Annotated in this window: 16 protein-coding genes; 9 read left to right on the top strand and 7 right to left on the bottom strand. The window is 53.2% G+C overall.

The window, feature by feature from the left end; translation table 11 throughout:
* The first annotated feature begins 1 nt into the window (after position 1).
* A complete protein-coding gene (locus tag OS112_10755; protein ID WAC06176.1) occupies positions 2-778 on the top strand; it encodes an NAD+ synthase in 777 nt (258 codons plus the stop codon).
* On the opposite strand, the gene OS112_10760 is transcribed toward OS112_10755, so the two are convergent.
* Both OS112_10760 and OS112_10765 read right to left on the bottom strand, forming a co-directional pair.
* Positions 726-1,433, bottom strand: coding sequence for a glucose-6-phosphate isomerase (locus OS112_10760; GenBank protein ID WAC04914.1), 708 nt, complete (start codon positions 1,431-1,433; stop codon positions 726-728). The genes OS112_10755 and OS112_10760 overlap by 53 nt on opposite strands.
* Positions 1,433-2,719, bottom strand: coding sequence for an S-layer protein (locus OS112_10765; GenBank protein WAC04915.1), 1,287 nt, complete (start codon positions 2,717-2,719; stop codon positions 1,433-1,435). The genes OS112_10760 and OS112_10765 overlap by 1 nt, the downstream gene beginning before the upstream one ends.
* 91 nt (positions 2,720-2,810) lie before the next feature.
* Here OS112_10765 and OS112_10770 point away from each other — a divergent pair, with 91 nt between their 5' ends.
* Positions 2,811-3,593 carry a TrmB family transcriptional regulator gene (locus OS112_10770; GenBank protein WAC04916.1) on the top strand — a complete coding sequence of 261 codons (783 nt, stop codon included), beginning with the start codon at positions 2,811-2,813 and terminating at the stop codon, positions 3,591-3,593.
* A 16-nt stretch (positions 3,594-3,609) separates the two neighbouring features.
* On the opposite strand, the gene OS112_10775 is transcribed toward OS112_10770, so the two are convergent.
* Complete coding sequence (locus OS112_10775) at positions 3,610-4,368, bottom strand: DUF128 domain-containing protein (GenBank protein WAC04917.1); 759 nt, start codon at positions 4,366-4,368, stop codon at positions 3,610-3,612.
* A gap of 61 nt (positions 4,369-4,429) precedes the next feature.
* Here OS112_10775 and OS112_10780 point away from each other — a divergent pair, with 61 nt between their 5' ends.
* The 3 genes from OS112_10780 (at position 4,430) to lysS (ending at position 8,431) form a co-directional block, all read left to right on the top strand.
* A complete protein-coding gene (locus tag OS112_10780; protein WAC04918.1) occupies positions 4,430-5,395 on the top strand; it encodes a hypothetical protein in 966 nt (321 codons plus the stop codon).
* 39 nt (positions 5,396-5,434) lie between these two features.
* Positions 5,435-6,766 carry an NAD(P)/FAD-dependent oxidoreductase gene (locus OS112_10785; GenBank protein ID WAC04919.1) on the top strand — a complete coding sequence of 444 codons (1,332 nt, stop codon included), beginning with the start codon at positions 5,435-5,437 and terminating at the stop codon, positions 6,764-6,766.
* Between the two features lie 132 nt (positions 6,767-6,898).
* The gene (gene lysS, locus OS112_10790; protein WAC04920.1) at positions 6,899-8,431 is read left to right on the top strand and encodes a lysine--tRNA ligase; all 1,533 of its coding nucleotides are present in this window, start codon (positions 6,899-6,901) and stop codon (positions 8,429-8,431) included.
* Here the strand turns inward: lysS and OS112_10795 are convergent.
* Positions 8,426-9,238 carry a hypothetical protein gene (locus OS112_10795; protein ID WAC04921.1) on the bottom strand — a complete coding sequence of 271 codons (813 nt, stop codon included), beginning with the start codon at positions 9,236-9,238 and terminating at the stop codon, positions 8,426-8,428. The genes lysS and OS112_10795 overlap by 6 nt on opposite strands.
* A 95-nt stretch (positions 9,239-9,333) precedes the next feature.
* Here OS112_10795 and OS112_10800 point away from each other — a divergent pair, with 95 nt between their 5' ends.
* Positions 9,334-9,924: a methyltransferase domain-containing protein gene (locus tag OS112_10800; protein WAC04922.1), complete on the top strand. Its 591-nt coding sequence runs from the start codon at positions 9,334-9,336 to the stop codon at positions 9,922-9,924.
* A 128-nt stretch (positions 9,925-10,052) separates the two neighbouring features.
* On the opposite strand, the gene OS112_10805 is transcribed toward OS112_10800, so the two are convergent.
* Positions 10,053-10,682, bottom strand: a complete 630-nt coding sequence (locus OS112_10805; GenBank protein WAC04923.1) for a YIP1 family protein — start codon at positions 10,680-10,682, stop codon at positions 10,053-10,055.
* 823 nt (positions 10,683-11,505) lie between these two features.
* On the opposite strand from OS112_10805, the gene OS112_10810 reads away from it, so the two are divergent.
* Complete coding sequence (locus OS112_10810) at positions 11,506-12,009, top strand: hypothetical protein (GenBank protein ID WAC04924.1); 504 nt, start codon at positions 11,506-11,508, stop codon at positions 12,007-12,009.
* Positions 12,010-12,230: 221 nt separating this feature from the next.
* On the opposite strand, the gene rlmH is transcribed toward OS112_10810, so the two are convergent.
* Together rlmH and OS112_10820 are read right to left on the bottom strand one after the other, a co-directional pair.
* Entirely contained in the window at positions 12,231-12,710 is a 480-nt protein-coding gene (gene rlmH / locus OS112_10815) for a 23S rRNA (pseudouridine(1915)-N(3))-methyltransferase RlmH (protein ID WAC04925.1), read from the bottom strand.
* A 73-nt stretch (positions 12,711-12,783) separates the two neighbouring features.
* Positions 12,784-13,101 carry a hypothetical protein gene (locus tag OS112_10820; GenBank protein ID WAC04926.1) on the bottom strand — a complete coding sequence of 106 codons (318 nt, stop codon included), beginning with the start codon at positions 13,099-13,101 and terminating at the stop codon, positions 12,784-12,786.
* Positions 13,102-13,238: 137 nt separating this feature from the next.
* On the opposite strand from OS112_10820, the gene OS112_10825 reads away from it, so the two are divergent.
* Together OS112_10825 and OS112_10830 are read left to right on the top strand one after the other, a co-directional pair.
* Entirely contained in the window at positions 13,239-13,715 is a 477-nt protein-coding gene (locus tag OS112_10825; GenBank protein ID WAC04927.1) for a hypothetical protein, read from the top strand.
* 228 nt (positions 13,716-13,943) lie between these two features.
* Positions 13,944-14,528, top strand: coding sequence for a 4Fe-4S single cluster domain-containing protein (locus tag OS112_10830; protein ID WAC04928.1), 585 nt, complete (start codon positions 13,944-13,946; stop codon positions 14,526-14,528).
* The last annotated feature ends 10 nt before the right edge of the window (positions 14,529-14,538 follow it).

A 14,538-nucleotide genomic window follows, 5' to 3' on the forward strand; every position in this document is an offset into this window, starting at 1 on the left:
GATGGGAGAAGATCTTGGATGCAAAATGGGGCAGGTCGAACAGATGATCAGGTACGCGTACTGGACGAGCGGGTGCACCGGAATCGTCGTCGGGGTGAGCGGCGGAGTGGACTCTGCAGTCGCTGCTGCGTTCTGCTGCCGCGCGATCGGTCCCGAACGCGTGCTGGGGCTCTCCCTGCCCGCATCCGTGAGTGCCCCGCAGGATGTAAAGGACGCTTTGGAACTATGTGCACAGCTTGGCATGAAGCATCGCACCATCAGTATCGAACCAATGCTCGGTTCGTTCCGGGCGATGCCGGGGTTTGTGCAATCCCCGTATCTCCTTGGCAACCTGATGGCACGCATACGGATGACTGTGCTCTACTACCATGCGAACGCTGACCACCGGCTCGTCTGTGGCACTTCCAACCGGAGCGAGTACATGCTCGGGTACTGCACCAAGTTCGGAGACAATGCAGCAGACATCCAGCCCCTCCTCCACCTCTATAAAACCGACGTGTACGTGATCGCACGGGAACTGGGGATTCCGGAGAGGATAATAAAAAAGGTGCCTTCGGCGGGACTCTGGGCGGGGCAGAGCGATGAAGGCGAGATCGGGCTCTCGTATCCCGAGATCGATACAGCACTGAAAAATCTTGAACAGAACAATGGGGCGGCATCAAACCCTGCCGAAGAAAAAGTGCTTGCGCTGGTGAAGAAAAGCGGGCACAAACGCCTCGGGGCACTTAGCCTTTCAGCAACACCGACAGGATCCCGACAAACTTTTCCGGATGGTTGAGGAACGCGAGCGCGTCCTCGTTGCCAATCAGGCTGTAAATGGGCCCTTTGCAGAACCGGTGCTTTCCGCGCCCGCTTGCGGCATCCAGTTCCCGGATCGGCGGGACTTTTTGGTAATGCGGGTTCTTTATGAGTTCCCCGGTGGTCATTTCGTAATACGCAGCACCATGCAGTGTCTCGTACTCCCCGTAATCGCTCTCAAACGCTGTTGAGACAATATTTGCCATAGAGAGCGTACTATCGGGTGACGGGTTGATCGAGACATGTCCATAACCCGGCGGGACAATAACAATATCGCCGGCTTCTGCGGCAATGCGTACGACGTCATCGAGAGTGCGGGACTGGACAAGGTAGTGCACTGTTCCTTCCAGCACCTCGTAGATCTCTGGGTACCCGACACCATGGGCATTGGAGGGATGGTAATGACCTTTAGTCTTCACGCACTCACCGCAGAGGTCATGCGGGGGGATGACGGTGAGGTCATATCGCAAGTGGTGGGCGTGCAGCCATTGCCAGTCCGCATCGGACCGGGCAAGGTCGCGGTACATAAAATAGAGGGGCAGCTCGCACGCACATTCAGGTTCGGCAAGGACGGAGCGCATTTCCCTGATCGTCCGCACCGATGGTTCAGGAAGCTCCCCTTCCCACCCCAGCATCACTTTTTCTTTCGCATTACAAGTACATAATACCCAGCGCCTATGATCCCTGCAATGATGATGAGCAGGATCAATGGATTTGAGAGCGGGCTGGCTGTGCCGGAACCTGCGATGACTTCTACTTTGACCTTGAGCGTGTCCGAGACTTGGCTGTTGGAGAGCGTGTCGCGGTACCTCACCTCGCTGTCCAGCGAATATTCCTTTGGTATCGCCGCATCGTTCACGCTGATGCCATACCGGGCTGTCGCGGCCTCACCGGGTTCCAGGTTCCCGAGGTATGCGGTGTCATCGTTGCTTGAGAAGGGGTCAACGGCCGTGATCCGTGCCTGTGCATTATAGACCGTGGTATCACCGGCGTTCCGGTAGTCCACGAGGATCACTCCCTTTGAACCGGCAGTCACCTGCGGCGGTGCCGACGCCACGAGGAACTTTGTCTTGGCGCCGACGGGAATCCCGAGGGTATACGGGAATGATGTGATTACCGCTCCCTCCTTGTTTTCATAGGTTACTGCCACGTCAACCGGGTAGGTCTGCTTCTCCGCATTGCCGGAGACCGCGACCTTGTACCGGCAGGTGATGACCTCTCCTTTCGGGAAATCGCCGATAAAAACACTGGTATCTGTAGGGATGATCGGGCTTGCCCCGTTGCGGGTAATCTTCACCGTTGCCTTTTTCCCGTCCTCTGAACCGGTATTTTTTATCCTGATGTTCAGGTACCCTTCCATCCCTACGTTCAGGTTCTCGGGCGTTGCTTCCAGTACATCGATATCCACGCGTGGTTTGATCTTTACAACAAGCGGGATGGTCTTGGTCACCGATTTGTACATGAACAGGATGTTCTCGCTTGCTTCCTGCTCGGACGATGCGAGGTATTTATACTGGATGGTGAGCGGAAGCTCGTACTGGCCTTCTGTTGCATTATTCAGAATTTTTGCGTTGACCTTCACGGTAACCGTACCGGTACCGTTGATGTCGCCCACCCTCTGCGGATCGGTTTTGATGATGATGGGGGCGTTTCCTGATGAAAGACCGATGGTCACGAGTTTTGCGGTATTGGGCAGGTCGTCGCGCTCAATGGTACCGGAATTTACGAATTTGAAGGTGTTGAGGCCGTTGTTCTGCACGATGATGCTGATAGTCGCATCCTGCCCGGGTGAGAACTCGTTGGTGCCGGTGATTGCCGCCGACAGGTCCGGGCTTGAGCCGATATACTTTGTTGCGGCGATGACTGGGTCGGTGCAACATACGAGCAGTAACATGAGGGCAATTGCAGGGCGGGCGTACATGAATGAACTCTTTGATATTGTCGTTTGACTTTGTTACTTGTTGTTGTTGTTATAACAACATTTAATATTGCAGGATATAAAGGAATGTTTCATGGTCGAGCCCGCAGATGAGACCGTACGGATTGCCAATTTTTTAAAATCCCTTGGTTTGACAAAATATGAAGCCCTTGTCTACATTGCGCTCCTGCGGATGAACGATGCAACAGCAACAGGGATCCACGAGATCTCTGGCGTACCGCGCGCATCAGTGTATCCGGTCCTTGACCAGCTCAAGGAAAAGGCACTGGTATCGGTATCGCAGTCTTCCCCAAAAAGGTTTGCCGCGCTGCCACCGGAGGAGGGGATCCGCAACCTGCTCTCCCGCATCGAGCAGGATGCAGCACATGCAAAAACAGCACTGGAGACAATCCACCGGGAGCGCCTGAACACCGAACGGGCGGAGCAGGAGCTGATCTGGAACGTGTACGGGATCTCCGCCGTCCAGAAAAAACTTGTCGAGCTCCTCTCCCATGCACGGCACCGGGTACGGCTCATGGCTCACCCCCGGATCCTGTCTGAGGATGTAAAAAAGGTTCTTTTCCAGAAAGCCCGGCAGGCCACCATCGAGATTGTCACCCATGAATGGGACGGAGGGATTGTCAGCGGCATGACGGTATATGAGAAAAAATTACCAGAGATCCCAAAAGAGTTTGACCGGGCAAAGGACCTGATGGCGGGTGGAATCTTTATCATCGACGATCACATGGTCATGGTCGTGATGGGCTCCGGGGACGAGGATGCGGTTGCCCTTTATTCCGGATCGGTCGGATTTTTACGATTTTTTATCAGGTATTACAATTTCATCATCGAATGGGCAAAAAACACGGGCAGATAAAAACGCCGGATTGTTTTTAGTAATCCCGGATCTCGGTCATTTCTGAAACATCCATCAGCCCTTTCATGGCATTTGACTGCACCCAGCGCCCGCCTTCCTTGATCGCGGCGATCGGGTTGGTGCCGCCAACCGCGGCGATTGCAATGAACTGGGGGCTCACCGGGACCCCGAGCAGCGAGACGTTTGGCACCCCCACTTCCAGCACTCCGATAAAACTGCTGTCGGAGAGCTGGTCAAGGACTTCACCCACACGGGACTCAGCCTCCATGTGGAATTCCCGGATGTTTGCAAGGATGTTGCCGCTGCCCCGGCGCATAACATTTGTCACCGATGTGAGCCGCTGGTAATTGAGCACCTGCAGGGGATCAATTGTCGTATATTCGTACAGGATCATGTGGGTGAAGCGGATGGGCGTCCGGTTCTCGATCTCCACGACGCCCCCGCCGATCGGGTTGACCGGGATACCGTGCCGGATCAACAGCCCGTCAAACGTGACGCTGCAGACGGTGCAGATCGCAGTCTGTCCCTTAGGGACAACAAAATCGTCCACCCGCGCACCCGATTTGTAAAATTTCACCAGCCCGCTTGCAGCGACACGCGTCGTGTAAGCGTCTTTTAAGATCCCGATAGCAAATTCGAGATCTTCGTTTTTCACAAGCGAGAGGTTATAGACCAGCCTGCCCTCGTGGGTATCAGGGCGGTAGGTCACCTGCATGGCAAAATCGTCGATGCTGTGGTTTATGAATTTGAGCTGAGCGGTTTCCTGCAAAACCATTGTATTAATTCTCCGACACGACAATAGAAAAATTGTTCTATAAGACCATGGAAATTTATGTATGATGGAAGACGATATGCGGGAAAAAGCCAGGAATGCGATGCGTCTCATTCTTGAAGCGGCACGGTTCGAGGTGGATGAGGTGGATGAACCGCTGGATCTCTCAGCAGTCCGTGAAGGCACCTGCCTTCTGGTACTCTGTTCCAATGAAAAAGGCGTCATCGCCCAGTTTGACAAGACCAACTACAGCCTTATGGTCAACGACCATGAGATGACCTGCAAGAAACTGCTGTTCACCCTCGAGAAAGAGATCTCAACCGAAAACTGTGTCCAGTGGGGCGTGGACGAATTCGTCCGGTATGCCGGCGAGGCGGTGCTTGCCGATATCCTTGACCGCGAACTTGCGCTGGACCTCTCCGCTACCCTCGCGAAGAAACCCGCGGTCACCGCTGCCGGAGGGGTGGCGGCAACAGCTCCGCAGGCACCGTCCGGTATCACGATCCCCCATTTCCCGGTCAAGGTCAACGAGCAGGCGGCGATCCGCACGGCCGGTATTCAGGGGACGGCAAAGCTCAGGTTCATGCCGTACTTCCTCTTCCACTACACAAGCACCGGGGAGCAGGTGTACAAGGACCGCCGCATCCCGTTTGATGCCGACGGCTGGGGCGCAATAAACGCGATCAACGGCATCAAGATCGAGCTGGACGGAAAACAGGTAGTTGAGGACGAGATCCCCGCGGGCGCCGAAGTCTCCGACCCGCATATCGCAAAAGAGGAGGCCGCGGAGCGGATCGTGAGCGAACTCATCGAACGCCTCACCCAGAAAGTCCGCATCAAGCAGGAGAAAGGGGATGCGATCTTCTACGAGGAGAAGATCCTCAAACCCGACCGGAAGAATATCAAGGTTGACGCAAAGCAGGTCTTTATCCCGGTCTGGCAGATCCGGGGCAAGAAGATTGTCGAAGTAAATGCCTTCACCGGTGAGCTCCTGTCAGAGCCAATGGACGAGGGCGTCGAGGTATTCTGAGAGCGGAGAGGCAAACGGAGATTTTTTTTAAATTTTTTTATGATAATAATTCTTGGCGGGGGCCCTGCAGGGAGGATCGCATCGATCCGGCTTGCAAATGCAGGGAGGGATGTGACCCTTGTCGAATGCGGCGGGATTGGCGGGCAGTGCCTCCATTATGGCTGCATGCCCGTCTGCGCTCTCAATGATGCCGCCCGGTTCATCCGGCAGGCGCGCCTGTTCCGGCAGATGGGGATCTCGGGGGAACCCCCTGCGATCAGTTTCCCGGCACTGCTCAAAGAGATGCAGGCAATCCAGCAGAAGATCGCCGGTATTCTCGACCACGAGACCCGGAGCGCCGGCGTTGGGATTACATACGGAAAGCATGGCAGGCTCTTGGGCAGGCAGGCATTCATTGGCGACGAACCGGTAGAGAGCGATGCCGTAATTGTTGCAACCGGCTCCCGTCCGAATGTGCCGAAGGTGGAGGGGGTCGGCCTCAGCGGCATCTTTACCCCGCATACTCTCCCCCTCGCCAAAAACCTTCCACGACGCCTTGTTATTGTTGGGGGAGGTGTGATGGCTGCAGAATACTCGTATATATTCAGTGCGTTTGGAAGCAAGGTCACCCTGATCAGCCGGAGCGGCTTTCTCAAATCCATCGATAAGCACCTGCGCCCGCTTGCCATCAGGGAACTTGATGACGTTACGATCATGGAAAACACGCCCCTCCTCTCTTTTGAAGGGTGCTCGCAGGTCACCGGAGCCAGGGTCGGGAGTGACAGCGGCGAGATGACGGTGCCTGCCGATGCGGTGCTGATCGCTGCGGGACTCGTGCCCCGTTCCGAGGCGATCGAGGGGGTGAGGAAAGGCACGGCAGGTGAGGTGATCGTAGACGATCATATGCGGACGAGCGTGCCGGGCGTGTATGCAGCCGGTGATGTGACCGGGCCGCCCTACCTCACGCCGATCGCACGCCATGAAGGGATTGTTGCCGCGGACAATATCCTTGGCATCGACCGGAAAATGGATAAGCGGTTCGTCCCGCAATCGATCAGCCTCGACCACGAGCTGGCGTTCTGCACAACGGGCAGCACGACGGCGATCTCAATGGCGATGCCGGGGCTCGCCGGGCCCGGAACGTTCTGGCATGTCCCTTCCGGTACCACGGGGCTTGCCAAAGTGATGGTCGAGCCGGACACCGGCGCTATCAGCGGGATCTGTGCCGCAGGCCCGGGCGGCGGGCTGATCGCAGGGTATCTCGCGTTTCTCATGCGCGAGGGTTACACGGCCCATGATTTTGAGGAATTTATCGAGGTGCACCCATCAACCGACAGTGTGTACGGGCTCCTGAAGTACGCATCGGAACAGCTCAGGCGCCGCTGGTCGTAGGTGGATACCCTTATTATACAAAATGGCGGGGCACTTCCCGATGCTGATGGTATTATTACCGTTGGAATTAAAAAAATTACGATACAAAATCCGCAGGTGATACCCCTGCCCCCTGTGATACCAGGAGCCCCCATGACCGATTCCGAGGACCAGATATCATTTGACCAGACCCGGCTTGACAAGGTGCGGGCACTGCATGAACAGGGTGTCGCGGTCTACCCGCATTCCTTTGACCGCAAGGACACGGTGCAGGAGATCAAGGCCCGTTTTGCAGGTGCCACCCATGAGAAGAGTGCCGAACGGGTGACCACTGCCGGACGACTGTATATCATCCGCAACCATGGCAAGACGCTCTTTGCCGACCTCGGGGATGAGAGCGGGAAGATCCAGCTCTATATCCGCAAAAACGACATAGGGGAGGATAAGTTCAGTTTCTTCAACCAGTACGTGGAACGAGGTGACTTCATCGGCGTGTCCGGGCATGTGTTCCGGACAAAACTCGGTGAGATCACGATCTGGGTGGACAATATAACGCTCCTGTGCAAAGCGGTCTGCCCACTGCCCGAGAAGTTCCACGGGTTAAAAGACATCGAGAAGCGGTACCGGCAGCGGTACGTCGACCTGATTGTCAACGAGGAAAGCCGACAGACGTTCCGGATCCGGAGCAGGGTAATCGCCCTGATCCGCCGCTACCTTGATGAACGGGGATTTCTGGAATTCGAGACCCCTATCCTGCAGCCGGTCTACGGTGGTGCAAACGCCCGCCCGTTCACTTCCTACCATAATTTCCTTGACCAGAAGCTCTTCCTCCGGATCGCACCCGAGCTGTACCTGAAACGGCTGGTTGTCGGGGGATTTGAGAAAGTGTTCGAGGTCGCCCGCAACTTCCGCAACGAGGACATCGATACCAACCACAACCCTGAGTTCTCGATGGTGGAGATTTACTGGGCATACCGGGACTTCCGGGACATGATGAAACTTACCGAGAATTTCATCACGAGCCTCGTCTGGGAGATTTGCGGCAGTCTCGACATCATGTTTGGCGAGACGAAGATCAGCTTTGTAGCGCCGTGGAAGAAGCTGTCGATGTCTGATGCGGTCAAAGAATATGCTGGCATCGATATCTTTTCAAAGAGTACAGACGAGCTCCGCACGCTCGCACAGCAGCACAACCTTGACGAGTGGGAGAGCCCGCAGAGCCAGCGGGAGTTCCTCGTGCTCTTCTTTGAAGGGATGGTGGAGGAGAAGCTTGTCCAGCCCACCTTCATCTACGACTTCCCGATAGAGAACTCGCCGCTTGCCAAAAAACACCGCGAGAAAGAAGGGTTTACCGAGCGCTTCGAGCTCTTCATCTACGGAATGGAGATCGCAAACGGCTTCTCCGAGCTCAACGACCCGGTCGACCAGAAGGCCCGGTTTGACGCGCAGGACGAGAAGCGCCGGCATGGCGACCTTGAGGCGCAGATGATCGATTATGATTTCATCAACGCATTAGGTTATGGCATGCCCCCTACGGGTGGCGTCGGGGTCGGCATCGATCGTCTGGTGATGCTCCTGACGAATAATAACTCGATTAAAGAGGTCATCCTGTTCCCGCAGATGAAAAAGGTGCAGGCAGAGGGGCAGCCTGACGAGAAAAGTCCTGATGTGAATAACCCCTCATAATCCTTTCACAGCTCTCACAATGCGGATGAGGTAGTCCGTATAATAAAAGATCCCGATAATTATTGAGATAATAACTATTAAATCGAAATTTTTCCTCTTTTCAGTTAATATATCGTACAGTAAAAAGACGATGAGGCCGGTGATAAATCCCCCAAAATGTGCAATACCATTGCTGATGGTATTGCCAGCAGGCATAAACTGGCTTTCCAAAATCCCAATGAGCACAATTAACGCTACCATGATCGTCATAAAAATATATGATATGTAATAACGCCAGACAGCACCGGCAAATGCTTCCTTATGATCAAATTGTTCCAGTTTACCGCTCAGGAACCATGTTACAAAAATCATGAGAGCATAAGCAAGAAAGGCCGCATTGATACCGGAAAATCCCTGCCCGCTGGTATCTGATCCAAAAAAATGCCACAGCCCAAGGGTCAGAAATGAGCAGATTACAGGTACAAGAAGGAGCGAAACTCCGGCAATAAGGAAGAACCTTTTTCTGTTGTTCTCGAAGGCGAAGATTGCGAGTATCGTAATGTAATAAAATACCATATTGCCGATCATATGGGGAAACAATTGTGAATGGGTATATTCGTTCAGAACAAGAGTATGCAGATTCAGCAGATTCGACGTGTGGAATATCAGGGTTTTCTCTTTGATGTCCTGTGGCAGAGCAAAAACCAGAAGGAGGAGGAACGGTATGAACCCGAAAAAAAACACCCAAACGGGAGAACTCCAGGCCTTCAGGTTATTTTTCAATTGATCGGATTTTGAAACCTGTGGCTGTACCGGGGCCGGATCCATTATAGATTAGCGTAATCTACAGAGGAGATTAAGATATTGGATGCTTTCTTATTCGTGACAGAACTGTTATCCCAGCGTTTTTACAACATTTCTCCATGACATCCAGTGAAACTCTCGTAAAACACCATCCCCACGAGGTGTTCTCCGCATCCCGCGCCGGACACCTCGACACCCGCCTGCGCCGGTTCATCTACCGCCCGGACCGGCTTGCTGAACGGTACGTGAAACCCGGCAACCGGGTCCTCGATTTCGGCTGCGGCCCGGGGTTCTTCACCCGCGAGTTCGCAAAGCGGGTTGGTGACACCGGCACGGTGATCGCAGCGGACTTACAGGAGGAGATGCTCAAAATCCTGCGGGAGAGACTGGAGCCCGAGGGCCTCCTGCCATGTATCAGGACGCACCGGTGCGAACCGGACTCTCTTGGAATATCCCAAGACTATAACGGGACGATTGACGTGGCCTTCGCCATCTTCGTTGTTCACGAGGTGCCTGATCCTGAAAAACTGTTCCGGGAGATCATGGCGCTTGAAAAACCCGGCGGGACGTTCTTCTATTCGGAGCCGCCGTTCATCGTCTCCGGCAAAGAGTTCCGGGAGAACCTTGCGCTGGCGGAGGAGGCGGGGTTCCGGCTTGAGGGGACGAACTGGTATTTCGTGAACCGGGCAGCGGTGCTGAGGAAGGAGTGAGGCGGGGGACCCCTCTCTGAACATAACTGGGGAGGGGGGCTCCCCTAAATCAGGATCTACCATATCCCGTCGGATCCGTGTTCAGCCGGCCGGTTCCGGCTGATTCGTAGAAATAACAGACCGGTTCTTCAGAAGATAACCGGGATATAGGCTGCAAGGTAGAATGGAATAAAACATGCCAGAACACCGAGAACTACGACAACGATTGCCCTTTGTATTAAGATCTGACATGTATGCTTTATCGCGTAGACCCAGACGCAGCAGCACCAGAGCAGGAAGGCGTAGAATATGATGGCGCTGACTGTCGCGGGATTGAGCAGGATGTTAGTGTGATATTCCGGCTGGGTGATGAGAAGGGATATCACGACAAGGCTGACAAGGCTGGAAACTACCCACGGGAGCATCCCGTACCCGACATTCTGGAGCAGGGCCGGAAACGATCCGGATTGGGAGAATAGCCGGGAGATCAGGTACAAGATCACGGCTAGAAGGATCCAGCCGAGAGACGGCCACAGGACGTAACACCTGATAAGGTACCATGCATACCCCAGGACGGGGAAATGCATCCAGTTGATCGAACTGTCAAATACCATCGTGTATACGATACTGAAACATAAGGGGATGATCGTGCCCAGCAGGGAGATGGCGCATCCTCCTGCAACGATGATCACCGGCGGGATCAGGTTGACCTTCTCCAGTGCGATGTTTTTGAAAAAAGTATCCGGATAAAAGAGGAGATCTTTGAACCCGGATTTCATATTAGAAAGTAGAGGGGGGAGATAATATATCAGAAGGGTTATAGGGAGATTCTCCCACCTCAAAATTTCTGGGAGGGGGTACTCCCCCACCTTCGTACACAAGTGGGGGGAGCTGGTATGAGCAACACCGACCCAATGGAGGGGGCTGAGGGGGTACCTCGATCTAAGCGGGTGGGGGATACCTTATGGCATATGAGTGGGGGTACCCACCCATTTTCCACAAGAAGAGACGGTTGCTGCGATGAAGTCTCCGTCGAAGACCAAAAACCGGAACAGGGTGGGGGTACCCCCTCATGTGCCCAAAGGTGGGGTGTGGGTCATCGTACTCAAGACCCCTCACGCGATTGCGAAAGGGGTCTCGGGCCCAGTGTGTGGGGGGTATACCCCAGGTCCCCAAGTGGGGGGTGCCACCCTGTTGTCGTCGGGAGGTTTCCGGGAATTGGGCTGGTGTGGGGAAAAACGAGGGGGGTAAATGGTTTTGGAGGTGGGGGTAGGGGGGAGGCCTGTTGTCGCCATGCCTGATCATTTTGGAATTTTTTACACACAATGAGATCATGAAAGATTCTTCCTCCACTCATCCCATTTTAGCTAAATTAAATACGCCCATAACAACTCTGGATTGTATTTATGGGCTTGGAAAATTCCCCGTTTTCCTATTTTGAAATTTATTCAGCCAAGCCCATACCCTATGAAAGCCTACACTAGTATGTCAAAGGGCGCCCCGAGACAATCGGAAGAGGTTCATCAGAACCTCGACGAGGAGAAGGGAGGCGTAAGCCGACCTTCGAATTGTAGAGAAACAAAAAAAGGAGAAATGAAAAACATGGCAGATTTCACGCAAAATTCAAACGTGAAAAGTGCGGTTCGCAACCTTGCGAGCCCAATAACCGACGTGGCTGCATTAGATGCAATCATCCAGTCGGTCATCCTGAACAATCCGTTCGGGTGTGTATCGTATATGAGCTCGGGCGTCAACCACCCGCCCGTAGAAAAGTCAAGAGAGTCCTACACGGCCAAGTTCGTGTACCAAGACGAGAACGCAAAGCGGATCGGTGTCGGGTCGGAGACCTACAACACCATCGCCGGCTTCAACAACGGGATTGCCGCAGTGCTCGCCAACAGTGCCAATATCACGGCACACGGCGGGACCCTGACCCATAACGCGGAAGCGGACACGTACTCGGTGACGCTGAGGTGCCACGACCCCACAGGAGAGATGTACTTCGTGACATTCTCCCGCAACCGGGTGACGATCTCGTCATTCACGGACGAATCGATCCAGACCGTGATCGAGACATGGGCCGACGGCGTATCGGCACTCGCATAAGGTGAGTTGCATGGACACAAGTTACGGAGTGACGAGTGTGCAAAAGAACAACGTTCTTCGATTAAAAGGAGACCAGAAGAAGTAACCGGCGGGGGATTCATCCCCTGTCACCTCTCTTCTTCCCTGGTATCAGATATTAGTTCCCTCTCCTATCCCGATCCCGGTGGAAATACCTAAAAAAGATAATCCGGCAGATTCACAGACAGACCGGCCGGTAGCTCTCACCTGTGGTACGGCTCGCCCCGCATGATCCGGAACGCACGATAGACCTGTTCCAGCAAAATCAGCCGGACCATCGGATGCGTAAATGTCATGGGAGAAAGCGACATCAGAATATCGCAGCGGTCCATCACAGCAGGGGAGAGCCCAAGGTCCCCTCCTATAATGAACGTGATACGGCTCTGACCGCCGACCTCGCGTTTTTTCAAAAATCCCGCCAGATCTTCACTCGAAAACTGCTGCCCGTTTACCGCAAGGGCAACGGTGCTGCTCCCGTCTGTAATTGCAGAGAGGACGTTCTCGCCCTCACGGGCAAGGACCTGCTGCTTCTGTGCAGGTGATAGATCATCCGGCCGCTTTTCATCGGCAATCTCAATGACCCGTATCTTCACGTACGGCTGCAGGCGTTTAATGTACTCAGCGATGCCTGTATTAAGATAGGGCTCTTTGATCTTTCCGACTGCGACAATACTGATCTGCATGCGCAAATGATCTCCTGATTTTGGGGATTATACACGATGCCGTACTATTGGGCGCCCATGGCGGAAAAAAAGATTACTTAAGGACTACTTTTTTTTCGTTTGTTTCGTCTTTCTGAGATGACAGGACATCCACCATAACATCCTTCATCATTTTTTTCATGAATTCACGCCCTTCTTCGGTTGCCATGTACTCCTTGAACAGTTCTTTGAACTGTCCCATGTCGAGGTGATTGTCCACAAAGCTTAATAAAGCTTGTGTGATGCAATCGGAGACCGTTGAAAACTTCTTTTCCTCATAGACGAGTTTATTAACTTTTTCATAGATATTGGGCGGCATTTTGTAAGAAATTCCCACCCGTTCACCCCGGTTCAACGGTCCCTTTCCATTCATTCCTTAAAAGTTGAGCGAGGATAGTATAAAAAAATTCTCGATATTTCTTAAGTAATACTAAAAAGGAAACATTTCTATAGGTATTACATAAAGAATACAATTATATCGGGGCGGACGTTCCCGGTCAGGAGTGTTGGATGATCGACCTTTACCAGTATTTTATCAGCATCCGGTATTACTTTATCCTTGAATCGTTGGTGTTCCTCTCATTACTCGTTGTCACCATGTTGAAATTTGGGAAGAACCTGCAGGGTAAGGACCGTGCCGAATCATGGTCAAGCCCGGAACCCGCCTCAAAATTATATGGCTTTTCCGCATTCCTCATCTGGGGAACCGGTGCCGGTATGGTTCTGAATTCAGAAAAATTCCTTGTAATCATCGGTATCTGCCTGATCGTTGCCGCCCTCCAGCTCGCGTTCCATGTTGACCTCATAACCATGGCTGCATGGTGGCACTCAAAGACCGGGAAAACGATGATGGGACTCGGCTCAAAAGCCGACAAGACAAAACACAAACTGTATCTCCTGAATGCAAAACAGAGAGGTAAACTCTGTTTGGAAAAAGCAAAAAACCGAGGATATATCTGGCGAAACCGGATCATGGAACTCCAGTAAAATTTCTCTTTTCATCCTTTTTAACAAAAAAAAGATGCCTTAAATATTACCAAAGTCAATTTCTTAGGAAGTGGTCCATCCTGTCCATCAGGGAGTTTTCGGCATAGTCCCCGATGACTTTGTTCTGATTCCCGGCAGCAGGCAGGGCTACCGGGACCACGTTAATGCGGCGTAAACCAGTCTGTAACTGGTTTTTACAAAGGTCAATTCAACTACGGATGGTTATGGATGATATTGAACCTGGCAAATTTCCTGTATCGCTCCTCTGCAAACGGTCCCGGGATCCGCGCAGCCCTCTGGGTGCAGGGGTGTCCCATCCACTGCAAGGGCTGTTATAACGAGGAGTTCTGGTCGTTTGAACCGAAGATGGCGGTAGAAGTTGGTGCACTGGCAGAACAGATCACAAGGATCGAAGGGATCGAAGGAGTGACCTTCAGCGGCGGGGAGCCATTTTCACAGGCAGAAGCACTTGCACAGCTCGGGCAGGTTCTAATCAAAAAGGACTTAAATATCATTACATTTACCGGCTACCCGTACGACCACCTTATAACCGGAAATGATCCGGCATGGAAGGAATTGCTTGATGTAACCGACCTCCTTATTGCCGGGCCATATATCGCAGAGAACCGTTGCGACTCTGCGCTGTTTGGGTCTTCGAATCAGTCTCTAATCTTTTTGACCTCCCGGTTCAAAGGCCACCCGGATCTTGGCCGTGCTGCAACACAGAAGACGGAATTCATCATCGGACCGGACGGGACCGTCATAACAACAGGCTTTCCGGACAATGAGACCTTAACGGAGATCTGGTCCTAGATCCAGCGGA

The organism is Methanoregula sp., assembly GCA_026625165.1.
Taxonomy (GTDB): domain Archaea; phylum Halobacteriota; class Methanomicrobia; order Methanomicrobiales; family Methanospirillaceae; genus MVRE01.